The sequence below is a fragment of the Paenibacillus sp. J22R67 genome (assembly GCF_059692175.1).
In genome coordinates, this window is the sequence record NZ_JCAUAX010000001.1 from 217,794 (window position 1) to 241,515 (window position 23,722).

Here is a 23,722-nt window from a genome sequence, read left to right on the forward strand (position 1 = left end):
TCATTATGTTTTTAAGTTCGAATTAAACCATTGCAACCCCTGCACTCGCATAACCAATAACTGTATTTATCAAAGATACTCCAGTAGCTGTGCACGAAAATACTAGTAAAAGCCTTGTTTGAGCTGTCACTGGTATGGTTAAACCAGTCGTAATCCCATTAGAGATTGTGCCAAGCGGCAAAAGCCCTGTTAAGCCTGGAGACAAAGTAACCACAGCACCCGGGATAGCTGTAAACGAGTTACTCGGCGTCGCTGAGCTCCATAATTGAGCAGTAATTGTTATGGTAGAGCCAAGCAGCAACAAGGCAGCAGTTGTACTGAAATAGGCAGCGATAGACGTTATCGTTCCTGCCCTAGGCATGGAGAAGGAAAGGTTAAGCAATGTTCCTCCAGCACCCGTTAAATCAATGATTCCACCTAAAATTGAAACACCTGGCGCCATGTTGCCAAAACCTATTAGACTTACGGTCCCAACCACTCCGCCAAGAATAGTTGTCAAACTCGCTGGCAATCCCGACGCGAATGGAATAATAGGTCCAGACCCATCAAGCCCTGTTGCACCTGTTGGTCCAGCTATGCCCGTTGCTCCCGTTACCCCTGCTCCTGTCGGCCCCGTTACGCCGATCGATCCTGTCGCTCCCGTCGGACCAGCAACACCAGTAGCACCTGTTGCACCAGCTCCTGTTGGCCCCGTCACTCCGATTGAACCTGTTGCACCCGTTGGACCAATGTCTCCAGTCGCCCCTGTTGCACCTGCCCCTGTTGCTCCAGTCAGCCCCGTTGCTCCAGTCGCTCCTGCAATACCCTGTGCTCCTGTCGTACCTGTCGGTCCAACGGCTGGCCCACCAGTAGGGCCCGTTGGACCCGCAGGACCTGTTGCTCCTACAGAGATAGGAGTCTCAAGAATACTTTCCAACTTGGACTGTAGTAGGAATTCTTTTCTAGCTACCGTATTAATTGTACTTTTCATACTCTCATTAATAAGTAAGATATCACTGATTGTCGCCGGCGGTCCTGTTAATCCCGGCAGTGTGCCCAGTACATACTGGAGCTTTTCACCTTCTGCATTAAGTATATGGCTTAATCCAAGCTCTTCCATCGCAATCGACGAAAGCAATAAATTAATTGCATCTTCACGCGTTACAGTTATAGTAGGTGATATATTAGGTATATTAGCCTGAGACATGTATCTCAACCTCCATTCGATAGTTACAGCGTATTCTCCTATCTCGAAATGGTGATCGCATTTATACCTAATTTCGGAAAATGAAATGAAGCGTCTACAAAATCAAAAAAAGGCCGTCCCAACCAGTCACTAATGACTGAGGGACGACCCTTCACGAGCGTCTATTCTTATTACGCTTATTTTCACGTTGTTGAGTAAAAATGAGTGGTGGTGAGATTGACTTATTGGTTGGATTGTTTGAAGTTTCCCTCACATTTTGGAGACTTACTGTTGGTAATTGTTCAGATACAGCTACACGTTTTTCTAAACTGAACAGCTCACTCTCATCCTGAATCGGATTATTCCGATGATAAAAAAATTTAATTTCATCTAACCTCTCCACACATTCTTTATTTGATGGAAGATCCGTTTGTTGGAGTAGTGTCTCTATATGACTTATCATCTCGCCTACCTCCGAGGATGAAAAGAGCTCATGCTTGTTTTTTTTAATCCAGGAAAGACTTTGGTGTTTACGTTGTTGAGCGGCATGAATATCCAATAAAGATGTGAGTAAGACACAAATTTGAAAAGACAGAACGTCCCTGTCTTCATCCACTTCACTTTTTAACCGATACAATAAAGCTTCTACAAGCTGGAATATGGATAAACTTAATTGTGAGATAGCAGCTGCACATTGGTTTACCGTTTGATCAGTAGTCGAAATGCTCATACTCCAAGTTTTCCAGTTCCATAATATTTTCTGGCTCCCCTTCTTTAAGCAGCGTTGACGATCTTGTTTGAAGGAACTGCATATGTGAGATGGTGTGCAGCTTCTTAAGCATTAACCATTGGGTCATCACCATGGAATCCAGGAATTGAATGACACTGTGATTGTATAGAAGAACTTCCTGTGTGGTTGGTGCTGTAGGGAAATCGAGATCTCTTCCAACAAAGGATGATGTTTTATCTGCTTCTGTTCGCATTAGTTTCGCGAGGGATTCCTCTTCAGAAGCGATAGACTGCAGTAGATGAGTGATCGCAGCCGAGTAGGATGGAGGTACTTGCTCAAATGGGAACTTTGCATGGACACTCAACGATTCACTCCCCTTTTGCCTGAAAATAACATCTATTCTTCACATTCATCTATAAGATACTCCGTAATCTCATCCTTTTCTTCGAGTTTCATGATATCCGATAATTTAAAGGTCAAGAGCATCTGATTGCTAATAATATTTCGCATCATTCGATCAACGCTGGAATTAATAAGCAATGCTTCGTTAATGGTCAGGCAGCGGTCTTTCAGAACGTGCTGTAATTTCTCGGCTTCGGCATTAATAATATGGGAAAGTCCGATCTCTTCAAGCGCAATTGAGGTCAATAATAAATTAATGACTTCTTTTCGTTTCAGGATAATCTCTGGTTTAATGTCAGGAATATTAGGCATGGACATGTCTTTCAACTCCTGTATATGTGAGATAGGAACTTTTCGGCATATATCCGCACCTTCAGTTTAGTATATGATGGTTGTCTCCATTCATGATTTTTTCGATCTCTTTTTGGAAAATAAAAACAAAAAGCCCCTGCGGGCTTTTTGTTACAGACTAATTTATGGGACTTTAAGTTGGGAAAAGCTCCATAATATTTTCCATTTTAAATTGCAGCAGCATTTCTTTCTTAATCACGTCTTGTAAAGTTCTTCTCACACTGTCATTAATGAGCAAAAGATTCGAGATGCTGGTCGTAGGCGGCGTAACTGTTGGAAATAGTGTGCCAAGCACATATTGTATTTTCTCTGCTTCCGCATTGACGATATGTGCCAATGCCAGCTCTTCCAAAGCGATAGAAGCTAACAATAAATTGACAGTCCCGCCTAACGTAAGCGATATTTGCGGTGTAATATTCGGTATATTGGCTTGTGACATTCTCTTCCCTCCAATCTCACTCGATAAGCTTAAGTTGCTAATATATATGCAACAGAACTTGTTTTATCGAACATTTATTTTAGTACTAGTTAATCCCAATTTGTTCAAAGTATCGTTGATTATGGATAACGGATGGATGAGTTGGATTGTATGAATAGGAAATATCATGATGGAATTTCGCTTTATCCAACTTACCGATCCGGTCGTAGCATAAACATAGCTGAACATGCGGCAGCCACGTCCAGGACGAATGATCCATAAAGCCCATTGATTCCTTCGGCTTAGGAAACTGCGCAGCGGACTCATACCAATAAATGGCTTGTAAATAATCGTGTTCCTCAAGAAAAATAGAGCCGATTCGGCAGCAGCAATCAGCACGAGGTGTATCGAATTCAAAAGCCCTGAACAACGCCAAGAGCTGTTCGTCTCTCTTCCCTAAATGGCTGTAACAAGTCGCCAAATGAAGTGCTGCGGCAATCTTATCTTCCAACCAACCGTCTGGCGATTGAAGATAATCTTCATAATACATCACAGCTTCCTCATAAAAACCGTGCTCTCTGCATTCGTTAGCATAATAGAACTGGTCACGTAAACTTAACATTTCTCCTTCGGCGAGTTTATTTCGATATATTTGTAAATTGCGGTCCGTATGCCGTTTATCTTTCCTGTGTGTGACCGCAATGTCACTGTGGAGCACAGAGCCGCTTGCCGCTAAATATTCATGCACAGCGCCAATCCATTGAAACTGGCACTCTCGGCGCACAAGACGGTTCCTGCGCAGACTGTACGTCACGTTCTGATTCTCGTCAAAGCCGAGATTGTAATTCATTGTCACGCGATCCACAGGCGATTCCAACGTCCGAATCAACTCGAGGAATAGCAATCGATCTTTCTCTGTCAACGTATCGTCAGCGTCCAACCATAGGATATACTGCTGTGTAGCTTTGGAAAAAGCAAAGTTTCGAGCTGCGGCAAAGTCATCGACCCAAACAAAATCATAAATTAGATCCGTATAGCTTGAGGCGATTTCCTTTGTCTTATCCGTGGAGCCTGTGTCGACAATAATGATTTCACTCGCAATCCCGCGAACGGAATGGAGACAAATAGGAAGCGCGTTTTCTTCATTTTTGACAATGATGCACAAACTGATTGTGATTTTGCGCTCCGCGTCTTTCACCCCAATACTGCCTTGCTTATAGGCATCAACGCCGGCTAATTCTGATTTGCGATAAATATGATAAGCCGGAAAATGGGTGTCTACATATAGTGAGAAGCCCATCGCGCGTGCTCGTATGCAAAAATGCCGATCTTCTCCCCAAAATGACAAGTTGGGAATTTCTGCAAAGCATACACCAGCTTGAATGGCTTTGCGGCTGATTAAGGTACAGGCTCCAAGCCCACCCACCTCATAGATACCCGGGACTCTTAGTTGTGCAAAGAACTGCCATGTCCGCCTAGCTGATTCCTCATCGGTTAATGATTCCTGCCTGTTTTTGTGATACAGCGTATACTGATCGCTCAGCCAGACCTGCGGCATTTCCATCGTATCCGGCTGCCATTTCGTCCAAAAAATGTTGGAGATAATCGCTTTGTCTGCTGAAACAAGCTGTTCTAGTGTGCGGGGGTGTATAATGAGATCGGAATCAATCAGAAATACATAATCAAATCTATTCGCCAAAGCATAAGAAAGGATTGCGTCCTTCATTCTGGCTACTTTCCAAATCGTTCCTTCCGGCCAATAGTGCGTGAATTCGTCCTTCTCATAAGTTTCGGGCTGTTTCTCCTCCTCGTGAATAATTGTCCTGCCATATTTCGTTTGAAAATCAAGCAGTAATTGCTTGGAAGCTTCTGCCTCGTTATCATCAACGAATAAATAACTTACCGTGAAGTTTTTACGTTCAAGATCTGCAAGTGAAGAGAGAAAAGGACTAAGAATTTCGGGCATTTGACGAATGGGACTTCCAATCAGCACGCGCTTTTTAGGACTCAAATTGCCTTCTCCTCTCGGCGGAGATTAGCAAAATAAACTTTATTATGCAGAATGCTGGGATGAGTCGGGTTGTACACGGATGCAATCTCATTGTGCAGCTCCGCTTTCTGCTTCTGCCCCAATCGGTCGTAGCACAAACAGAGGTTCAGGTGTGGCAACCACGTCCAAGCTGCATGATCAACCACACCTGCATAGTCGGTTGGTTCTCCTAAGGATGTTGCTTTCTGAAACCAATAAATCGCGAGTTCTAGCCGGTTGTCTTCGAGGAAAAAGTTGCCCACCCGACAGCACATCTCCGCTCTTGGCTTCCCATATAGCAGAGTTCTAAACCAAGTTTTCAGCTGCATCTGCCGATTCGTTAAAATCCCATAACAATCTCCCATTTTTAAGCAAGCGGCAAAACAATCCTCACGCCACCCCTGTTTGGTAGAAAGAAAACGCTCGTAATACGTCACCGCTTTTTCATTAAGACCATGATCTTTAAGCTCGTTTGCAAAATAATACAGATCACGGGGAGAAAAGATTTCATCCGCAGACTCGCGCTGCTGATATATCCGCAAGTTCCGGTCCGTATACTCCTTATCCTTCTTGTGTGTAATGGCTATGTCGGAATGAATCACGTGCCCGCTGACAATCAGTACTTCGTGAACGGGACCCTCCCAACGAAATCCGCATGCTCGCCTAACTAAACGGTTGCGCTTAAGGCTCGTGATTACTTTGTTATCGGCGTCAAAAGCTAGGTGATAGGGCATCATCACGCTGTCAACGGACGGATCTATGGAAGCTTTTAGTGCTATGAACTTCAACCGGTCCTCTTCTTCTAGCTCATCATCCGCATCCAGCCATAAGAGATAATCCTTGGTCGCTTTCGAAAAGGCAAAGTTCCTAGCTTCAGCGAAATGATCATTCCAGGTCAAATCATAAATAAATTCTGTAAACGGAGAAGCTATCTCTTTAGTCCGATCTGTAGAACCTGTATCTATGATAATAATTTCATCCGCTACTTCTCTCACAGAATGAAGACAACGGTGAAGTGACTGTTCCTCATTTTTGACAATCATACATAAACTTATCGTTATCAATTGTTTATTCCTCCCAAGTCACAAGGTTGGGATGTTCATCCAAAATGGAATCATACTGCTCTTTCCAGCCATATTGCGCATTCGGATCAAGCCGCATGTAGCGTTCATATTTCTCTTTCCTATCTGCCGGTTTGGCCCAGCCATAATGCTTGATTCTGGCAGGGTGGCATAGATAGGAAAAATGGTTGATCGTAGCCGGGAATCGGCCGCAGTGCTGAGGCGTCTCTTTCCAGAGATATGGAAAATCCGGTTTGTACCTAATCAGAAAAGGACGATAGTAATGATGGGCACTCCAATAAGCATCATCCCGATAGCTGGTTTCGCTCCACATATCGTATAGCCGAAAATAAATGGCATCTTGCTCACAATTATTTAGCAAGTCGCCAACTTGGTTGGCAAATTGGTCCTCTAAAAGCTCATCCCCATCCAAATTCAGTATCCATTCCGGATTCGTTCGCACAGTCGCTTCCCATTGCTGCTTTCTTAGCTGTACTTCATTGGCAAAACGTGATTCAGGATTGCGAATCAACTGTAGCGGGATGCCGGATAGAAGCTCTTCACAGATCTCTGAAGTATCATCTGTACTTCCATCATCGATGATGACCGCTTCATCTATCCACTCGCGGTGCTTGAGCAAAGCTTCACGCAAATAGCGGTGTCCTTCATTTTTTACAACCATGGAAAGTGTCAGTTTACTCATGGCGAGGCCCCGCAACGCAATAAATTTCATGCCCATGCCAGCCTGACTGAAGTCCAACCATCATCTTCGTTTTATCCCTCTCAGACATATTGGGAATCGCCACCGGGTGGATGCGCAAATCATATTCGAGCCTAGTTGGCTCCTCCCTGGAAAACAAGGAGATGATTTCAAAGTCGCTCAAGGCCATCAACTGCTCAATATGTCTTTTGGCATAATGAATCAGATGGTCCTCTTCAACAAATATCGGTGAAGAAGATCCTTGCAGCACATTTGTCAGCGAATGTTGATTAGGCAAACTGAAAAGCACTCTCCCTCCCTGCGCTAGCAAGGAATTTACTTGCTTCATAAATGAAATCGGAGATGGTATGTGCTCTAAAACGTGCCAAAAAACAATCGCATCAAACTTTTCATCCTCTTCAAAAAGACTCTTTTCCCATAGTTCATTTCTGAGCTCTAGACCATATCGCTCCTTTGCGTATTCGCAAGCAACGGCTGACGGTTCGATCCCCTGCACCTGCCAGCCTGTTTCCCTGGCTAACCATAGAAATTCTCCGGTTCCTGAACCTACTTCAAGCAACTTGCCTTTTTTACGAAAAAACATATCAAGCAGCAATGCGCTGAAAGATGCATGTTCTTTAAACGTATTCACGGCATAAATATCCCTCATCGCTACCCAAGTGCTATCATATATATTCTTAATTAGTTGTTCCTGCTGAACATGGTCGACTTGTAACCGATAAATAAGCTGACAAGACTTGCACATCACAAGCGTAAATTTCTCATACGAATGGAAAAGCATGCTTTCATTTTCTTGACAAAGCGGACATGGCTGCATGTGATCATCCCTTCTTTCATTTAAATGAAGGTATTCGCATATCTATGGCCATAAGTGTATAAACCGGAGGTGCCTTTGAATGAGCCGCCCTACAGTTTCGCTGTGCATGATTGTAAGAGACGAAGAAAGCCTAATCGAAGCCTGTTTACGAAGTGTCCACAATTGGATCGATGAAATGATCATCGTAGACACAGGTTCATTAGACAAAACCAGCCAGATTGCCCATTATATGGGAGCTTCTGTCCTTAATTACGAATGGAATAACCATTTTGCCGATGCCAGGAATTATGGGCTAACGCATGCCAAATCAGATTGGATCCTCTATCTAGATGCTGATGAGGAGCTCTCGCCTCTAGGTGATTTCGATTTGCATAAGGTGCTGCAGGAAACACATGCCTCCGTCTTATCCCTCCATTTAGTTAATTATATTGGCGAATCGCCAAATGAAGACGAAGCATTTCATATTGCTCATCCTCGTTTTTTCCGCAACCATATCGGGCTGAAGTTTAAATATGCTATACATGAAACACTGAATGTCGACGACATTTACCCTGATCGTGAGAGCGCGGAAATATTGGGTACTATTCCGCTAAAATTATTTCACCGTGGATATATGGAGCCTATTACGATTCAGAAAAACAAGTTTGCTCGCAACATGACCCTTCTACAGCAGGAAGCAAGATTACCGGCAGCAAGCTCTAACCCCTGGATTGAATACCACATAGCCAGCGAATACTACCGAGCCCAGCAGTATGACAAAGCATTTGAGTATGTAAATCTATCCATTGTTCGCTTCATTCAAGCGGGTAAAATGCCCCCTTCTATGCTGTATAAACTGAAATATGCCATCCTCTTTAACACTGGCAGCATTGATGGCGCTTGGCCTGGTATCGAGAAAGCTATTGCCTTGTATCCCGATTATGTTGATCTTCATTTCTATAAGGGTGTCATTTGTTATTTGAAGGGGTGGTATGCTGCGGCAATTGACGTTTTTCGGCACTGCATTGCGTCAGGGGAAACGACAGGGCAGCATCTAACCTTGCGAGGCACAGGAAGCTTTCACGCCTATTATTATCTAGGTCTATGCTGGGAAAAATTAGGAAATAACCAGGCGGCAATAAACGCCTATGAAAAAGCCTATGAACTGTCCCCTACCTACACCATTTCCAAAGAGGCGCTTAACAGGCTGAATGACATCGAAGCCTAATATTTCTAGTCCATACAGGTAACCAGCACGAAAACCACTCTCGGCATCCCAAGAATGTGATTTCGTGCTGTCGTTATTTCAGCAAAAACTTCGCGTACTTCAGAGGAGTTTCATAGGTTCGATAAAAAGTTGCATGCATTTTCGCCTTTCTGAAGGAGTATCGCTGATCTCTTCCGTTCACTTCGATTAACTTGATGCCTCCGTTTTCATCAACACCTACATCAAGTCCAAGATCAGCCATGTGGGGCAGACAAGTGCCTAGATGCCTTGCTATCGCTAGCGAAGCTTGATGTAATTCCTGCGTAAGCTGTGAGGCATGAAACCCGCTCGACTTAAAAAGCTCCTCGCACCGCTTCACTTGACCACCTTTCGCCACATTGGTCACATGACGGCCTCTAGCTGCGACTTTGCCTACGATGCCAGTGATCTGCCATTGTCCACTTTCACCTCGCTGGACAGACACCCTTATGTCATAAGGCCTGCCCTTGTAAGTCGCTAGCGGTATGGCTTTTTGAATCATATACGTTTGATTACGAACTTTATTATTGATTAATAAAATGGCCTGCTTCCGGGATACAAGCCTAGGTTTTCTGAATACGCCATGCAGTTTCCAAGCTCCGCTTACTTGCTTTGAAGCTTTCATGATGCCGTTCCCTACACTGCTATTCGTTGGCTTAATAAAGAGCGATGTGTGCTTGGACATTGCCAGTTCCAATTGCTTGCGCGTGTATCTCGTAGACTCCGGCAAATGCTTGCGGAGATGTTCATTCTTATGAATGAGATGATGAATGCGATATTTATCATAACGATTTTGCCTATTAAATACGTTGCTGTAACGTGATAGCTGGCTTAATTTATTTTTTAAATATGGCGTTAGAGTTATAGTGCGGTTGTGTGTAACACGAGGAATTTTCATACGGACAAGCTTATATCTATGATTGGAGTAGACATAACCCACAGCTGAGTTCCTGTTCACATACATTAAACACATGTAAAAAGGCATGAGTCCGTGCTTGTTAGCTGCTTTGTTATATAACGCAATACGTTCATTCCCAGTTCTTCCTTTTGAAATCCCCTTATATGTTTTTAAGTCCAGCAAGACGCCTACCATCGTTCGCACCAATACAACACCACCATCCGCAAATTAGAACATTGTCAGTGTATGTATCTCTACTAGTGGATAACACGGTAAATACCTAAGCAAACGAAAAACGAGAAGGAATTTTTTAACATTCGTCGAATGTAGGCTAATAGGAAGCAATGAGGAGGGAATCTATGGCTAAGCGCGTTCAATTGCTAGTGGGTACCAATAAAGGTGTTTTTATTTATACTTCTACGACGGAGAGACGAAATTGGTCACTGCAAGGACCTTTCCTACCCGGTTGGGAAGCCTACAGTATTCTTGGAGACACACGCAACGGAAATAAGCTTTATGTCGGCACCTCGCACGCCGCCTATGGCGCCACGCTTCGGATCTCTGAAAATGGAGGCGAAACATGGGAACAAATCGAAGAAAGTCCTTCGTATTCAACTGAAAGCGGTTTCTCTTTGAATCGTATATGGCAAATCGTTCAAGGCCACGCGACGGAGATTGAAACCCTCTTCGCTGGTGTCGAAGAAGCCGGTATTTTCGTCAGCCGCGACAGCGGTCTTTCTTGGCAGGAGTTAGATGGATTAACGAAGCACCCTACTCGCCCTGATTGGTTCCCCGGAGCAGGCGGTATGTGCTTACATACCATCCTCGTTGACCCTCGGAATGCCCAGCGAATGTGGGTTGGCATTTCGGCAGTAGGTGTCTTCCGAACGCTAGATGGCGGGTCTAGCTGGCATCCTTGCAATAACGGTTTGAACCGCGTCCCAACAGGTCAGCCGGATGAGCGCGTGGGCTATTGTGTGCACAAAATGGTGCTCGATCCGCAAAATTCGAATGTGCTGTATATGCAGGAGCATAGCGGTGTATTCCAATCCTTGAATGGCGGAGACACGTGGTTTCCGATTGAAGAAGGACTGACACTGCGAGAAGGCGACATGCCCTTCGGCTTCCCCATTACCATAGCGCCAACTGGTGATTTGTTCCTGATTCCGCTGGAAAGCAGCGAACAGCGCTCGATGCGAGACGGCAAGCTGCTCGTCTATCGCATGGCACCTGGCGAACATAGATGGAAGCCGATCGGTGATGTACTGCCGGAAGAGGAACGCCACGTTAGCGTGCTGCGCGACGCCATGACCGTTGACAATCTAGATCCATATGGACTTTACTTTGGCACCACATCTGGTGAAGTGTTCTGTTCCTTAGATCGCGGAGAAAACTGGGAGCGTCTTCCAGGCCAATTTTCGCGCATCCTCACGGTGAAAACACTAATTCTGGAGGACTAGTATGCACATTACGGTCAGTCTCCCCTCTTTGCTGCGTGATTGCACAGGCGGCAAAGTGAAATTTGATTTGCATGCGCTCACTTTGCAAGAAGCACTTAATCAACTTCTGCTTAGCTACCCTAAGCTGCGAGTTCACCTTTGGACAGAAACAGGACAAGTTCGAAAGCATGTCCTGCTTTACTATAATGATACGAATATCGCTTGGCTGGATGATCTAGATATCCCGCTTCAGCTCGGAGATCGACTCACTATTTTCCAAGCGGTCTCCGGCGGGTAACCCTGCGCTTGCAGAATTCATAAAGCTAAGCTTTACTCTCATAAAAATAGTGCTGAGCCTGAATTCGATCGCCTAATTCAATAATGCCATAGGAATATTGAGGCTGCCTTCTTTTATCCGTTGGCGAGCCTGGATTGAACATCAGTATCCCGTCAATGGTTTGACTATAAGGAACATGAGAATGCCCGAAAATGACAATATCCGGCTGCTCTTCCCGGAATGCTTCACGGGCTCTTTCCTCTGTCGTCTTACGGAAGCCGTCACCATGAATAAGCCCGATTCGATATTTCCCGGCGTTCACGATTTTCTTCAGTCCAAAGCGCTCTACAATCTCATGACCGTCATTGTTCCCGGCCACAGCTTCGCATGGAGCAATTTGTTCAACAAGATCGACCACATGCTCGCTCACCCAATCTCCTGCGTGCAGGATTAGATCAACACCCTTTAAACCCGTTACAAGCGTATCAGGCAGCTTATGTACCCTCGCGGATAGATGCGTATCGGAAATGACACCAATTCGCATAAAATCACCCCTTTTTCCACATATGCTCCTATTTTCTCATTCGCTAGAAGGAACTGCAAATACAAAGCAGAATTATGAGCAAACTAAGGTGTTTGACTCATGAAACGGATGTCCTGAAAATTCGATGTTTGCAGCGCAGTTTGATACAATAATGCTGAAGTATACGCCAAGGGGGACAACCATGATGAAAGATCCCATCGTCATACAGAACAAGTTAAGAGAAGCTATGGGGCATCTCGAGAAAAGGTTCATGGAGCGGGAAGAACTTATCCGAATTTTGCTTCTTGCGAGCATGAGCGGTGAACATGTCCTTTTAGTCGGACCTCCCGGCTCGGCAAAATCACAGTTGGCTCGAGCTACAGCAGAATTATTCGGCAATGAGCCCTATTACGACTATTTATTGACTCGCTTCACTACACCAGACGAGCTATTCGGCCCAGTCTCCTTGCAAAAATTGAAACAAGATGAGTACAGTCGCCTCACGGAAGGTTATCTGCCTAGCGCGCGTTTCGCCTTCCTTGATGAAATATTCAAAGCAAACAGCGCGATTCTTAACTCACTCTTATCCATATTAAATGAGCGCGTTTTCTTCAATGGACGTCTGAAGCAGCCGTCACCTCTCTTATTTTTAATGGCAGCCTCCAATGAATTGCCTGAAGATAACGAGCAGCTAGCTGCACTTTACGATCGCTTTTTGTTCCGGTTTGAGGTCGAGTATGTCAAGCAAATCTCCAGCTTCGAGCTGATGTTTCAGGCGCCAAGGTCACCTCTTCCCACTTTGCTTTCAACAGAGCTCATTAACCAATTGAAATCACAAGCTATGGATATACACTTGCCAGATGCTTTGATCTACATGCTCTTCCAATTGAAAACAGCCCTGCAAGAGAAAGAATATGTGCTCTCCGATCGGCGCTGGAATAAAATTGGACACACTTGGAAAATTTCAGCCGCCATTCATGGGCGCAGTTCAGTTGGCGTTTGGGATACCGTCCTCACTCCTCACATGCTTTGGGATTTCCCAGAAGATTTGCCTGAAGTAAAAGCCGTTTTTGATACGTTATTTCAGGATATGCTCAAACGCGAGATGGAACAGGAGCTTCCTCTGCAGCAGTACAGTATGACGGTCAAAAAGTGGCTCGACAAGGAAGATGAGCTCCACGCCTTCCAATTTAAAAAAGAGATCGGCGGGTCCTTATCCAAAGAGGCCGCTGAACGTCTTAAGGGCAGCTTGGAAGAATGCCGCACTGAACTTGAGGATACGGCACGCAGTTTGCGAGGTAGACTCGTCTCCTGGCAGGAAAAAGAAAAGAAACTGCCCGAATGGATCGCCTCACAATCCATTTTTCTGCAGCATCCCGAGCAGTATGCCGTTAAATTTACTCACCTTCGTATCCAGGGTGAACGCATTTTACAATCCATTCAGGGCTTATATCGCACATTGTTTGACCGTGAAATTCCGGGAATCGTGTACGACTATACTCTTTAAGAGGTTACTCTATGATCATACGCTGCACACGGGTCGATCGGTATGTGTTTGAGGGCTACGTTCATTCTTCCCGCGTCGCTCAGGAGTGGATGCGCGAAGCGATGCGGCAAGCTCCCTGGTTTTCGCTTGAACTGTTTGCCGATTTCTTCATGTGCTTTTATTTAACGAAACCTGAGATCGATGCTGCCTCTGAGGAAACACCTTTCCACCGCTGGATGGTACTAACCTTGACCAAGCAATACTTCTATGTCTCCATTCATCCACGCACAATTGGACAAGTGAACGCTTCCTTCAAGACAGCGCTCAAAGCATTGATGTGGCTGACAGAATCATATGAGAAAGAAGTGAAAAAGCGGCAAAAAGAACAGCAGCAAGTTGGTATCGGTTTAGAGAAAAAACAGCAGATGAGTGGCCAAGAGGACAAAAGCGTCAGCGAGCGGCTCACTGACAAGCAAATTGAGAAGCTGCGGCTTGTTGGTTATACCCTGCAGCAAGGAAAACGAGCCGTTGAAGACAAGCAAGAGGCCTCCGATTCGCGGCCACTTGTTGTAGAAGAGATACGCGCGTTGAAGCAGCGTATTCTGGAACTGCAAGGCGAGTTGCGCACGGAGTTCATGAAACGCGACAAGCTGAAAGCTAAGCTGCGTAAGGCGGAAGAGGAACTCGAGCGCCGCAAGCGCCAGCTGGACCGCATGAGCGCCCGCGACCTCGCCGCGATGCAAGAGCTCGAGTCCGAGCTAGGCGATTGGCTCGGGCGATCTTTGAAGGAGACGCTGTCCCTCGAAGAGGTGGACAGCTTTAATGTGCACGAGCTCGTGCAGGCGAGTCAGCGGCTCGCGAACCGGCGCTGGGGCAGCGAGCTGGGTAAGCTGCGGAGGCAGACGTTCGAGTACTACGTACAGTGGATTGAAAAGCTGAAGCGCAGCAAGGATTTGGTGGCTTTCTTGCAGGAGGTGGGCCGCAACATCCATCACCTGCGGGTTCAGCGGAAGAAGCAGCGCTCGCCGTATGTACCTGAGTCCTACGATGATTTGCGTCATTCCGGAGACATCGCACATTTGCTTCCCAGCGAAGCTAGCCTGCTTGCGGACGAAGATTTTGAGCCTTATTTTCTCGTCAAATGGATGGAAAATAAGCTCATGACCTACAACTACAGCGGCTCTTCTCCAGAACCGCAAAAAGGTCCCGTGATCTGCATGCTCGACACGTCGCATTCGATGCTCGGCAACAAGCTTCGGCTTGCCCAGCTGTTTACTGCGACCTTCGCCTCCTTCGCGCTTCTCGAGCGGCGGGACTTCGTCTTGCTGCTGTTCGGCGCCAAAGGCGAGCTTGTCGAGCACGTCTTGTCCTATAAGCGTCCTGACTGGGATCGCTTCTACGGCCTTGCGCAGCTTGCTTTCGGCGGCGGCACGAACTTCGACGCCCCGCTGGGCAGAGGCATGGACATCGTTCAGCATCAGCCGCAGTTTCACGATGCTGACTTCGTGATGGTCACCGATGGCGTTGGCCAAATCTCCAAAGCAACCCAGCAGCAGCTCGCGCTGCTGGGCCAAAAAAAGCAGCTGCGGCTGCATTCCCTGATCATCGGCTCCGCCCGCCAGCATCTCGCGCACAAATACGAGATTGTCGGTGTCTCGCATCAGGTGCGTTTTGCAACGGCTTGGGATATGCAAGACCCTGCTAAGGATGAGCTGCTGCTTGATGTGTTTGCGAAGCGATGACCCCAATCAAACAATCCCCCGAATCCCTTCATGGGTTTTCGGGGGATAATTTATCATGTAACCGCAAACAACGACCATTATTGTATAAAATGTAACACAAGCCTTCGACCTCGACTTTGCTGCTCAGACGCCCACATCGTCATCTCATCCCGTCACACCATTTATCACTCATCTCCAAGTTGCGACTGCAACAGCATTCTATGTTGTACTTTGTGCAACTATTTGGCTGTATTGGGCCTTAGCACCCCTCTATATTGTACTTTGTACAACAATTCATGCACTAAACCGCTTACATCTCACCTTTTACCAACAAATGGCTGTATATTGTGCAATGAAAGACCACATTTGCGGTCAGACCATGCCATTACGTTGTATAAAATGCAACGTCATGCCTTCGAATTTGCTACTCAGCCGTCTCGACATCGCCTCATCCTTATGCCCCTCACTTTACTCAGCACTATCCCCTTAAATTTTAAAGGGAAAAAGTACTGCTAATTTGTTCATTTCTGGCTGCTCTCGGGTAGCGTCAAGAAGTTTGTGTAAGCTAGTAGGAATATACATTAATACACGATTGCGAAGATTGAATATTGATTTTTCAGTCTTTTTCCTTCGTGTGGGCGAGCCCACGCGAAGGCAGGGGAAGGCACGGGAGTTGGTTTTTTATTCCTTTTCTTGCGCTGTGGTTGAATCGCTCTTCAAATAATTGGGTCAACCTAAATTCACTTGAAATTCACCAAAACCGCGAATGACTCGGTTTGCAAACCTTTCGTTATACACGATGGACTCTAGGTACACTATTTTTTCCGCTGCATCGATGTTTGCTCTCGAGCCATTAGATGGAAATTTATCTGCTAATTCCTCAAGTTTCCTAAGAAATGAGGTAAATCGACTGAAATAACTGCACAAGCTCCAGTTATTTCATCAAAGTCCTATATAAATTAAATGAAGACCCCTTTCGGAGTCCTCATGACGGTGAATAGATTTATGGTACTATGCTTTGAACCTTACTCAGCTCGGTTTCTACCTCATCAACACTATTGCAGTACCTGACTACATTAATGATTTCTGCGGCACATCTCCTCGCTTCCATACGGATTCAACAACAACTTCCCTTGGTGTAAATGTAAATTGTCTTTGACACGACACCTCTCTGCTTTCACCGTCAAAGATAGTATGTCCGCTCACTTCTGTTTTATGTATGTAAAAGTAAAAAGTATTATGCCGCAACGGTTGTTATCTCTCCGCCGCTCCAAACACACCGTTTATTGATCTCCAAGTTGTCTATTGGGGAACTACAATCCGTTATTTCACTGAAAAGGGACATGTTCCACCTGCAGTGGGAAGTACAGTCCGCTATCTCGCTAAATTCACCAGAAAAACATGCCACGGAGTTCGAATAAGGCCCTGTAGTTCCTCACAGAGAAGAAACAGCTCGTATTCCTCCAAATAACGGACTCCAGCTCCGTTAGAGTATAGCCCTCCGCTGAATTCTTGTCAGCTGAACATGGATACTTCGCCGCGAGGCTGCTATCGTAAGCAATCTTCCGCTCTCACTGATTGGCCTGCATCAGTTCTTTGATCGTCTGGAGCGATACGCCGGTCTCATGATAAACTTCAATCAGCGTGGCACCGGGATGGCTCCGAACAAAATCTTTGACCTTATGCGACTCGATCAGCAGCAGCTGCGCACATGGTTTACAACGTTTTTCAAATTTCGTTATGAAAAGTTTTCCGCATGCTTCACAGTTGCTAAGTGACATTTCTCTGCACCTTCCAAAGCCAACAATTTCCAGGCTATTTCTTATTAGAAATAGCTTTCGTAACAACGTGTTTTTTTGAGGGGGTAGCTCAATAACAAAGTGTAAAATTAAATGTCAATTTCAATATGATCTCCTGGCTTTATTTCACCGGGACATTCAACATAGGCGACGATCCCCCTACTTTTCTGCGCTTGTATGATAAAATGTTTCGTTAAACTTTTGTCGTCATACTGTTCCGCGATCACTCTGCCAGGTCCCGCACATGGTACATTTTCTCCCTCGCATACTAACCCGCCGCCGCTTGAAAGCATCATCCGAATACCCATGGGAAGCTTGGTTAATTCAGGCGCACCACTCACCAGTATGTTCGCTCCCAACCACTCAGGTCGAATGGTTTCTACACCTAGCCTGTCTGCGATGCCTTGAAGTTCCTCGACAGATACAAGACTAAGCTGACGGCGATTCATGATCTCGGTGCCTCTCTTATACATCGGCTGCCTCGAGTCAGCTTTGGCCAATACGCCAAAATGTCTGTCGCCTTCAATACCGCCAAATTTCAGCTCTACACCGTCAATTTCCCTCGTCACAAATGTAGCTGGATTATCAGCTATAAGCACAGCTTCAACTTTTACAATCATCGTCATTTATGCCTACCCGCCTTGTCCAAAATTTCGCAACTTACTTATCATTATGCACTTTCGGCATTTGTTGTTAATTACATTTCCACTCTTTGCAGCCTAATGTTTCGCCGCAAGCTCCGGCCACATGACACCGTCTTCCCATCCCAGTACAAAAGCTTCCCATCTGCGTTCCTCCGGAAAAACATTAACATCCCCAAAATATTTGGCAATGGCGATGTGCTGGGTCGCATGAGCTTTCAAGGCAGCTGCTTTGACTGCCCAGCCCGATTTCGTATCTACTACGATCGAAGGCTCAAGTCCCCGTTCCCGAGTAATTCCGGACGCCGCATAGTAAAGCCTGCGAACGCTAGGACATTTCCCACTTAAAACAGCAGCTGTCGATGCTTTGGAAATGGTTACATGATCCGGATGTCCATTCCCACCGTCTTCTGCAAAGCTAAACACATTCTCCACTTCATACCGTTGAATAAATGAAATAACGCCAGCGACTAGATCATTGAAATTAATATTCGCCAATTGACCGTCTGGGAAGCCCAAATGCTCCACAATTGAAATTCCTAGTACTTCAGCGGCAGCGTTCATTTCTTCTTCCCTCAGCCTAGCGAGCTCCGACTTATCCGCGGCTCGCTCTAACCCATGTCGGCCAGCGTCTCCTCGAGTTGCTAACAGCAAAGCAGGTCTGCTGCCTTCATCCGCGTACTTGCGAATTAAACATCCGCTCAGAAATGTCTCATCATCCGGATGCGCATAAACAAAACCATATTGAGTTCCCATCTTGATCTTCACTCCGTTTTCTTTTATGTAAAATTTGCGGGCGGATACACTTTCTCAATCATATAAATCGCTTGATCCCAAGGCATCGTCCTCTCAACGTGTTCCTCTAAATCCATCAAGCTGACTTCATTCTCCGCCTTGCCGTTATCACTTATCGAAATGACAAAACGCATGCCAAGCCCATCTGCTATATGTTTCCCAGAATCGAAAGTCAGACATTCCATTCTTACCCCAATGCCAACTAATTGCAGTTCATTCGTTAGTTCACGTATCCGTGCATTCACTTTCATTGAAGCTTTAGGCGCTAACAGGATTACTCTAGCTTGTTCGAGGTGATTCATGAACCGACTCTCATCTTCCGGACTCTCATACCTTTGATTGCTGTTTCCCATACCTTCACCTAGTCCCTTCTCCCGAGATAAAAAAACGCGCCGGACCTATGGTCCTGCGCGAATTACTATCCCGCAGGGAGGCCAACGCGAAATGCGTTAGCCCACCCTGATAAGTTCAGGTATGTGCTAACGCCTATAAAAATAATGAAATTGTACGAACCAAGTTGTCTTATTCATATGGATTCGACTCCTTCATTTTCAATGATTATTTCTGATTATAGCGAGGGGTTGTCAGCAATGCAACAACTTTTTTCTTAAGTCGGTTACGCTATAATTGCTTCAATATCAGCTGCAATATCGGAAGGTTCCGTTCTCGCGCTGTACTGTTTGACTACATTACCGTTTGCATCTACAAGGAATTTCACGAAGTTCCATTCAATATCGCCAGTGCGATAAGGTTCTGGTGTGTGGCTTAGCAAATAGGTGAATAAAGGGTGAGCGTTTTCACCTTTCACATCCACTTTTGCAAACATCGGGAAAGTAACATTGTAATTAAGCTCGCAGAAGCTTTGAATCTCTTCATTAGTCCCAGGCTCTTGACCGGCAAATTGATTACAAGGGAATCCTAAAACAACAAGACCCTTCTCTTGGTATTGCTCATATAGACTCTGCAAACCTTTGTAATGAGGCGTAAGGCCGCATGCGCTTGCTGTATTGACAATGAGTAATGCTTTGCCTTTGTAATCAGCAAGTGACTTCGTTTCTCCCGTGATGGTCTGAACCTCAATATCATAAATGGACATCGCAATCTACTCCTTTAAAGTTAAAATAACTACTTGTCCATTATAGCATTGTTTCCCATCACCCCCAAATATCATAACGTTACACGGTTTAGCTTCCCATATCCTGACAGGTGTGTTATATTGTTTACCTGTTTATTCGCAAAATAGACACAACATCTGATCTTAGGAGGTAACTGATCTTGGACACAAAGACTCAAAGTGCCTATCAAGAAGAACTGCAACGACTCGAAGAAACCAATATCGAAATTGACAAGCAGCTGGCTAGGCTTAGATCAACTCCTGTCTATTACGGCCCTGATTTAACGGAACAAGCGCTAGAAGTCGCACGTGAAAATGGCCGCCACAACTTGGCCAAAGCCGTTGATGAGCCCTATTTTGGCCGTCTAGACTTCCAAGAGTCAGGCACGGCTTCATCCCAGCCCTTATATATTGGCAAATCAGGCGTAGAAGACGAACGTACCGGTCAATTGCTTGTTATCGACTGGCGCGCACCAGTTGCCAGCTTATTCTACTCATTCACTGGCGGACTTGATGCTGCTTCCTACGACTCACCGGACGGACTCATTGAAGGTCTCGTCTATTTGAAACGAAATCTCGTTGTTCGCAAGCAAATCCTTCAACGCGTCGTGGATACGTATGACCGCAACGAAGACTCATTAGCCGTTGGCGACGAATTTCTGCTCTATCGGTTAGGGGAAAATAAAGACAACAAGCTTCGTGATATCGTCTCCACGATCCAAGCGGAGCAAGACCGGATCATCCGTGCAGCCAAGAATACGGCGCTCATTATCCAAGGGGTTGCAGGAAGTGGTAAAACAACGGTTGCCCTGCATCGTCTCGCCTTTTTACTTTATCAATACCGTGAACAGGTTCGTGCAGAGCGAATGATTATTTTCGCACCGAACTCGATGTTCCTTGATTACATATCAGGTGTGTTGCCTGAACTGGGTGTAGGCAATATTCAGCAAAGCACTTTTACAGATTGGGCACTCCATGTACTCGATCAAGAAGTGAAGTTAGCGGATCAAGCGCTGACTCTGCAAACTTGGTTCTCTCTTGGAAGCAAGAGACCTCCGGTGGACGATCATGCACCAGGCAGATTTAAAGGATCGATTAACTTCAAACAATATTTAGATGATTGCTTAACGAAGTTCGAGTCCTCCTACGTCCCTACAGCGGATTTCATTCCTTGGGAGGGCGTTAAGCTGCCGCTAGCAAATATACGCGAATGGTTTTTCGTCGAGAATAAGCATTATCCACTCGTCAAACGTCGCGAACGCGTCGTAGCCCGCATCAAGCGTTGGATGGAAATGCAGCTCGACAAGATCTGGGAGCAAACCCGGAAGAAAGATCTGAAAAAGAAATCCGCACAGCGCTTGCGGACCTATTTGACAGGTTGGCCAGAGCATACGGCATTCAGTCTCTACAAAATGCTGTTCGCTGAAACCAACCGCCCAGACAGCTTGCCTACAGAGCTTCTCCGTAAGCTGCCCGAGCCCATTGTCAGCGCATCGCTTAAGCTTTTCAAGAAAAAAGAAGTGCAGCTCGAAGATCTTGCTCCACTCCTTTATATCCATACGCGTCTCTATGGCATTCCATCAGACCAATTGTTCGACCATGTCGTCATTGACGAAGCCCAAGACTTTTCACCTTTCCAGGTGGCCGTTCTAGATAGCTATACACGCAACAGTTCCTTTACAATTCTGGGTGATTTGTCACAAGGTATTCATGCGTATCAAGGCATCCAAGACTGGAAGGAATTCTCAAGTCTATTTCAAGAAGACCAAGGCGGCTACTTCGAGCTGGAGCGCAGCTACCGGTCAACAATGGAGATCATCCAGTTCGCTAATCTGGTGCTGCAACGAGGCGTCGAGAACCCGCTTCTTGCAGTCCCCGTGTTCCGCAGCGGGAACAAAGTCCGGGTGTTGCAGACGGACCTCAAAGGACGAATTCCCTTGCTGCAACAAGCTATCGCGACTTTACAGCAAGGAACATCCAGCACGATTGCCGTTGTTGCTCGTACGGAGAAACAGGCTGAGGAGTTGCATGACGTCCTGACGAAAGCCGGCATTGAAACAAATCTCATCACATCCAAACAACGTGTGTATCGCGGGGGAATTTCGGTCGTGCCGGTCTATTTGACCAAAGGACTGGAGTTTGACGCCGTTCTGCTGATGGATGTCACTGCTGGACATTACGAAGCAACGCTCATAGATGCCAAACTACTTTATGTAGGCTGTACACGTGCACTTCATGAGTTGTGGCTAATGGCGCCTGGCGAATTATCACCTCTTGTCTCGACAGATGATCCTGAGATTGTAACAACGGTTGCTCCTTCATAAAAAAGACACCTGATTCCTCTAAGGCCTAAGTGCCATAGAAATCGATCAGGTGTCTTTCTTTTCATTTAATAAGCGATCAGTACGCCGCCTTCTCCAGCATACGTGCCTATGACAGTCCCCATGTTCGCGAATAACACGTTGCGGAACGGATGCTTTTGGAGGAGTTGGCTCAAAACCTCACGTGCTCTTTCCTCGCAGTTGCTGTGTGCGACGGCAATCACATCTTTTTCGTAGTCGTGAACCGCCTCGCCCACTTTGGCGATCATCCGCTTCAACGCTTGTTGCGTGCCGCGGATTTTGTCCATGACTTCAATCGAGCCTTCTTCACTGGCTTTCATGACGAGCTTAATATTCAAAACAGAAGCTACAGCCCCTCGGACCCGATCAAGCCGTCCACCTTTAATAACATTTTCTAACGTATCCAAGAAAAACAGTGTCCCCGAAGAAGCAACCGAACGACGTATCGACTCTACGATTTGCTCAAAAGGAACATGTTCCACAGCCATTTTGGCAGCTTTAAAGGCTAGTACACCTAACCCTAATGAAGCCGTTCTCGAATCAATGACTTCAATGCGTCCTTGATAACCTTCCTCCTGGAGCATCGCTTTGGCCATAAGTGCATGATTGTACGTACTGCTTAGAGCAGAAGAAAGACAAATCACAAGAATATCCTGATTTACCTCAGCTTTTTTCTGATAATCTGTGAGAAAATGTAGCGGTGAAGGACTAGACGTCTTAGGCAGTACACTCTCCGTTTTCATTCTCGCATAAAATTCACAAAGCTCCATGTGAGGGGGCATGCACTCCTCTCCAAAATGTACGGACAAAGGCACAATTGTAATCCCTAGCTCGTCCACAATCAATTGGGGGAGGTCGCAGCTGCTGTCAGTGATAATCTTGATTGTCGTCATGTTGTGAACACTCATTTCTTATTTTTTGGCGAAAACGATTCCAACCGTACGAGGTCCGCAGTGACTAGATACCACACAGCCGGTTTCGGTTATATAGACTTGCTTAATATTAGTTTGTTGTTCAATCTGCTCTTTGACATACGCAGCTTCCTCAGCTGCCATGGCATGAGTGACGAACAGGAACTCTGTATCCATATCGTCTTTTAGAGCAAGCGCATTATCTAATAGCTGTTGAAGCGCTTTCTCCCGCTTCCCTCTTACTTTGTCCGTCAATGTCATAGCCCCGTTAATCACTTTCACAACAGGTCTAATTTTCAATAGACTTCCGAGGAAATGCTGGACGCTCGAACATCTTCCACCTTTATGCAAATACTCCAAAGTATCAATGATGAACTCTACTTCAATATGGGATCGATACGACTCAATTATCGTTTTGATTTCCGAGCTGCTCTTACCTTCCTGAGCCGAGTGAGCTGCTCTCAACACTAGCAAACCAATCCCTGTTGATAGAGTTCTAGAATCTATTACAGTAACTCTATCATCTGGAAAATTTGCAGCCGCTATGGATGCATTTTGAATCGTCGCTGATAATTCCGACGAAAGTCCGATATAGACGACATCATCTCCAGCCTGTACAGCCCCTTCGAACGCCCGCTCAAAATCAATTGGAGAAGGCGCTGCTGTTTTGGGCAGTTTCCCGCTTTCATCAACAAGCTCAAACAGCCGGTCTGGCTTGATTGAAACACCATCTTTTAACGATTGATCATCAAAAATAACATAAAGAGGCACAACTTCGATGTGATATTTTCGAATGAGTTCATCACTTAAATCACATGTGCTGTCTGTAAAAATACGCACCTGGGACATTACGGTCA

24 protein-coding genes are annotated in these 23,722 nt (G+C 45.7%); 6 read left to right on the plus strand and 18 right to left on the minus strand.

From position 1 onward, the window contains the following. Window positions 1-22: 22 nt before the first annotated feature. From AC58VC_RS01120 to AC58VC_RS01160, 9 genes are all read right to left on the minus strand, one after another. Window positions 23-1,186 (minus strand): exosporium glycoprotein BclB-related protein, encoded by a 1,164-nt coding sequence (locus AC58VC_RS01120; RefSeq protein ID WP_497367047.1) that lies wholly within the window; start codon window positions 1,184-1,186, stop codon window positions 23-25. Between the two features lie 151 nt (window positions 1,187-1,337). Beyond that, the gene (locus tag AC58VC_RS01125; RefSeq protein WP_497367048.1) at window positions 1,338-1,895 is read right to left on the minus strand and encodes a hypothetical protein; all 558 of its coding nucleotides are present in this window, start codon (window positions 1,893-1,895) and stop codon (window positions 1,338-1,340) included. After that, window positions 1,876-2,259, minus strand: coding sequence for an alpha-helical endospore appendage domain-containing protein (locus AC58VC_RS01130; RefSeq protein WP_497367049.1), 384 nt, complete (start codon window positions 2,257-2,259; stop codon window positions 1,876-1,878). Before AC58VC_RS01130 ends, AC58VC_RS01125 begins: the two co-directional genes overlap by 20 nt. Before the next feature lie 32 nt (window positions 2,260-2,291). After that, window positions 2,292-2,615: an alpha-helical endospore appendage domain-containing protein gene (locus AC58VC_RS01135; protein WP_497367050.1), complete on the minus strand. Its 324-nt coding sequence runs from the start codon at window positions 2,613-2,615 to the stop codon at window positions 2,292-2,294. Between the two features lie 166 nt (window positions 2,616-2,781). Continuing rightward, window positions 2,782-3,087 carry an alpha-helical endospore appendage domain-containing protein gene (locus tag AC58VC_RS01140; RefSeq protein WP_497367051.1) on the minus strand — a complete coding sequence of 102 codons (306 nt, stop codon included), beginning with the start codon at window positions 3,085-3,087 and terminating at the stop codon, window positions 2,782-2,784. Window positions 3,088-3,172: 85 nt separating this feature from the next. Beyond that, on the minus strand, window positions 3,173-5,077 hold the full coding sequence (locus AC58VC_RS01145; protein WP_497367052.1) for a glycosyltransferase: 1,905 nt from the start codon (window positions 5,075-5,077) through the stop codon (window positions 3,173-3,175). Beyond that, window positions 5,074-6,159, minus strand: a complete 1,086-nt coding sequence (locus AC58VC_RS01150) for a glycosyltransferase family 2 protein (protein ID WP_497367053.1) — start codon at window positions 6,157-6,159, stop codon at window positions 5,074-5,076. Before AC58VC_RS01150 ends, AC58VC_RS01145 begins: the two co-directional genes overlap by 4 nt. 4 nt (window positions 6,160-6,163) lie before the next feature. Beyond that, window positions 6,164-6,859 (minus strand): glycosyltransferase, encoded by a 696-nt coding sequence (locus AC58VC_RS01155; protein WP_497367054.1) that lies wholly within the window; start codon window positions 6,857-6,859, stop codon window positions 6,164-6,166. Then, window positions 6,852-7,694, minus strand: a complete 843-nt coding sequence (locus tag AC58VC_RS01160; protein WP_497367055.1) for a class I SAM-dependent methyltransferase — start codon at window positions 7,692-7,694, stop codon at window positions 6,852-6,854. Before AC58VC_RS01160 ends, AC58VC_RS01155 begins: the two co-directional genes overlap by 8 nt. Window positions 7,695-7,773: 79 nt before the next feature. Between AC58VC_RS01160 and AC58VC_RS01165 the strand changes: the two genes are divergently transcribed. Further along, the gene (locus AC58VC_RS01165) at window positions 7,774-8,901 is read left to right on the plus strand and encodes a glycosyltransferase (RefSeq protein WP_497367056.1); all 1,128 of its coding nucleotides are present in this window, start codon (window positions 7,774-7,776) and stop codon (window positions 8,899-8,901) included. 73 nt (window positions 8,902-8,974) lie between these two features. Here the strand turns inward: AC58VC_RS01165 and AC58VC_RS01170 are convergent, their stop codons facing one another. After that, window positions 8,975-10,012, minus strand: a complete 1,038-nt coding sequence (locus AC58VC_RS01170) for a YheC/YheD family endospore coat-associated protein (protein ID WP_497367876.1) — start codon at window positions 10,010-10,012, stop codon at window positions 8,975-8,977. Window positions 10,013-10,176: 164 nt separating this feature from the next. On the opposite strand from AC58VC_RS01170, the gene AC58VC_RS01175 reads away from it, so the two are divergent. Both AC58VC_RS01175 and AC58VC_RS01180 read left to right on the plus strand, forming a co-directional pair. Next, window positions 10,177-11,277, plus strand: coding sequence for a WD40/YVTN/BNR-like repeat-containing protein (locus AC58VC_RS01175; protein WP_497367057.1), 1,101 nt, complete (start codon window positions 10,177-10,179; stop codon window positions 11,275-11,277). Between the two features lies 1 nt (window position 11,278). Beyond that, on the plus strand, window positions 11,279-11,554 hold the full coding sequence (locus AC58VC_RS01180) for a MoaD/ThiS family protein (RefSeq protein ID WP_497367058.1): 276 nt from the start codon (window positions 11,279-11,281) through the stop codon (window positions 11,552-11,554). Between the two features lie 25 nt (window positions 11,555-11,579). Here the strand turns inward: AC58VC_RS01180 and AC58VC_RS01185 are convergent, their stop codons facing one another. Next, entirely contained in the window at window positions 11,580-12,077 is a 498-nt protein-coding gene (locus AC58VC_RS01185; protein WP_497367059.1) for a metallophosphoesterase family protein, read from the minus strand. A gap of 184 nt (window positions 12,078-12,261) precedes the next feature. Here AC58VC_RS01185 and AC58VC_RS01190 point away from each other — a divergent pair, with 184 nt between their 5' ends. Beyond that, on the plus strand, window positions 12,262-13,563 hold the full coding sequence (locus tag AC58VC_RS01190) for an AAA family ATPase (protein WP_497367060.1): 1,302 nt from the start codon (window positions 12,262-12,264) through the stop codon (window positions 13,561-13,563). 11 nt (window positions 13,564-13,574) lie between these two features. Beyond that, complete coding sequence (locus tag AC58VC_RS01195) at window positions 13,575-15,284, plus strand: vWA domain-containing protein (protein WP_497367061.1); 1,710 nt, start codon at window positions 13,575-13,577, stop codon at window positions 15,282-15,284. A gap of 1,550 nt (window positions 15,285-16,834) precedes the next feature. Here the strand turns inward: AC58VC_RS01195 and AC58VC_RS01200 are convergent. From AC58VC_RS01200 to AC58VC_RS01220, 5 genes are all read right to left on the minus strand, one after another. After that, window positions 16,835-17,044, minus strand: a complete 210-nt coding sequence (locus tag AC58VC_RS01200; protein ID WP_497367062.1) for a hypothetical protein — start codon at window positions 17,042-17,044, stop codon at window positions 16,835-16,837. A 107-nt stretch (window positions 17,045-17,151) separates the two neighbouring features. Continuing rightward, the gene (locus tag AC58VC_RS01205) at window positions 17,152-17,688 is read right to left on the minus strand and encodes an MOSC domain-containing protein (RefSeq protein ID WP_497367063.1); all 537 of its coding nucleotides are present in this window, start codon (window positions 17,686-17,688) and stop codon (window positions 17,152-17,154) included. Between the two features lie 93 nt (window positions 17,689-17,781). Further along, a complete protein-coding gene (locus AC58VC_RS01210) occupies window positions 17,782-18,459 on the minus strand; it encodes a PIG-L deacetylase family protein (protein WP_497367064.1) in 678 nt (225 codons plus the stop codon). Window positions 18,460-18,482: 23 nt separating this feature from the next. Further along, entirely contained in the window at window positions 18,483-18,851 is a 369-nt protein-coding gene (locus tag AC58VC_RS01215) for a hypothetical protein (protein WP_497367065.1), read from the minus strand. A gap of 263 nt (window positions 18,852-19,114) precedes the next feature. Beyond that, entirely contained in the window at window positions 19,115-19,594 is a 480-nt protein-coding gene (locus AC58VC_RS01220) for a glutathione peroxidase (RefSeq protein WP_497367066.1), read from the minus strand. Window positions 19,595-19,773: 179 nt separating this feature from the next. Here AC58VC_RS01220 and AC58VC_RS01225 point away from each other — a divergent pair, with 179 nt between their 5' ends. Continuing rightward, window positions 19,774-21,936, plus strand: a complete 2,163-nt coding sequence (locus tag AC58VC_RS01225) for a HelD family protein (protein WP_497367067.1) — start codon at window positions 19,774-19,776, stop codon at window positions 21,934-21,936. 65 nt (window positions 21,937-22,001) lie between these two features. Here AC58VC_RS01225 and AC58VC_RS01230 read toward each other — a convergent pair whose 3' ends face one another. Further along, a complete protein-coding gene (locus tag AC58VC_RS01230) occupies window positions 22,002-22,847 on the minus strand; it encodes a DegV family protein (RefSeq protein WP_497367068.1) in 846 nt (281 codons plus the stop codon). 18 nt (window positions 22,848-22,865) lie between these two features. Further along, window positions 22,866-23,714 (minus strand): DegV family protein, encoded by an 849-nt coding sequence (locus AC58VC_RS01235; protein ID WP_497367069.1) that lies wholly within the window; start codon window positions 23,712-23,714, stop codon window positions 22,866-22,868. Between the last annotated feature and the right edge of the window lie 8 nt (window positions 23,715-23,722).

Excerpts from the sequence above, each read along its gene's own strand:
- AC58VC_RS01200 (WP_497367062.1), bottom strand. The coding sequence starts at position 17,044 with ATGTCACTTAGCAACTGTGAAGCATGCGGAAAACTTTTCATAACGAAA.
- AC58VC_RS01215 (WP_497367065.1), bottom strand. The coding sequence starts at position 18,851 with ATGGGAAACAGCAATCAAAGGTATGAGAGTCCGGAAGATGAGAGTCGG.
- AC58VC_RS01185 (WP_497367059.1), bottom strand. The coding sequence starts at position 12,077 with ATGCGAATTGGTGTCATTTCCGATACGCATCTATCCGCGAGGGTACAT.
- AC58VC_RS01190 (WP_497367060.1), top strand. The coding sequence starts at position 12,262 with ATGAAAGATCCCATCGTCATACAGAACAAGTTAAGAGAAGCTATGGGG.
- AC58VC_RS01155 (WP_497367054.1), bottom strand. The coding sequence starts at position 6,859 with ATGAGTAAACTGACACTTTCCATGGTTGTAAAAAATGAAGGACACCGC.
- AC58VC_RS01160 (WP_497367055.1), bottom strand. The coding sequence starts at position 7,694 with ATGCAGCCATGTCCGCTTTGTCAAGAAAATGAAAGCATGCTTTTCCAT.
- AC58VC_RS01210 (WP_497367064.1), bottom strand. The coding sequence starts at position 18,459 with ATGGGAACTCAATATGGTTTTGTTTATGCGCATCCGGATGATGAGACA.
- AC58VC_RS01125 (WP_497367048.1), bottom strand. The coding sequence starts at position 1,895 with ATGAGCATTTCGACTACTGATCAAACGGTAAACCAATGTGCAGCTGCT.
- AC58VC_RS01220 (WP_497367066.1), bottom strand. The coding sequence starts at position 19,594 with ATGTCCATTTATGATATTGAGGTTCAGACCATCACGGGAGAAACGAAG.
- AC58VC_RS01235 (WP_497367069.1), bottom strand. The coding sequence starts at position 23,714 with ATGTCCCAGGTGCGTATTTTTACAGACAGCACATGTGATTTAAGTGAT.
- AC58VC_RS01195 (WP_497367061.1), top strand. The coding sequence starts at position 13,575 with ATGATCATACGCTGCACACGGGTCGATCGGTATGTGTTTGAGGGCTAC.
- AC58VC_RS01165 (WP_497367056.1), top strand. The coding sequence starts at position 7,774 with ATGAGCCGCCCTACAGTTTCGCTGTGCATGATTGTAAGAGACGAAGAA.
- AC58VC_RS01120 (WP_497367047.1), bottom strand. The coding sequence starts at position 1,186 with ATGTCTCAGGCTAATATACCTAATATATCACCTACTATAACTGTAACG.
- AC58VC_RS01170 (WP_497367876.1), bottom strand. The coding sequence starts at position 10,012 with ATGGTAGGCGTCTTGCTGGACTTAAAAACATATAAGGGGATTTCAAAA.
- AC58VC_RS01180 (WP_497367058.1), top strand. The coding sequence starts at position 11,279 with ATGCACATTACGGTCAGTCTCCCCTCTTTGCTGCGTGATTGCACAGGC.
- AC58VC_RS01230 (WP_497367068.1), bottom strand. The coding sequence starts at position 22,847 with ATGACGACAATCAAGATTATCACTGACAGCAGCTGCGACCTCCCCCAA.
- AC58VC_RS01140 (WP_497367051.1), bottom strand. The coding sequence starts at position 3,087 with ATGTCACAAGCCAATATACCGAATATTACACCGCAAATATCGCTTACG.
- AC58VC_RS01135 (WP_497367050.1), bottom strand. The coding sequence starts at position 2,615 with ATGTCCATGCCTAATATTCCTGACATTAAACCAGAGATTATCCTGAAA.
- AC58VC_RS01175 (WP_497367057.1), top strand. The coding sequence starts at position 10,177 with ATGGCTAAGCGCGTTCAATTGCTAGTGGGTACCAATAAAGGTGTTTTT.
- AC58VC_RS01205 (WP_497367063.1), bottom strand. The coding sequence starts at position 17,688 with ATGACGATGATTGTAAAAGTTGAAGCTGTGCTTATAGCTGATAATCCA.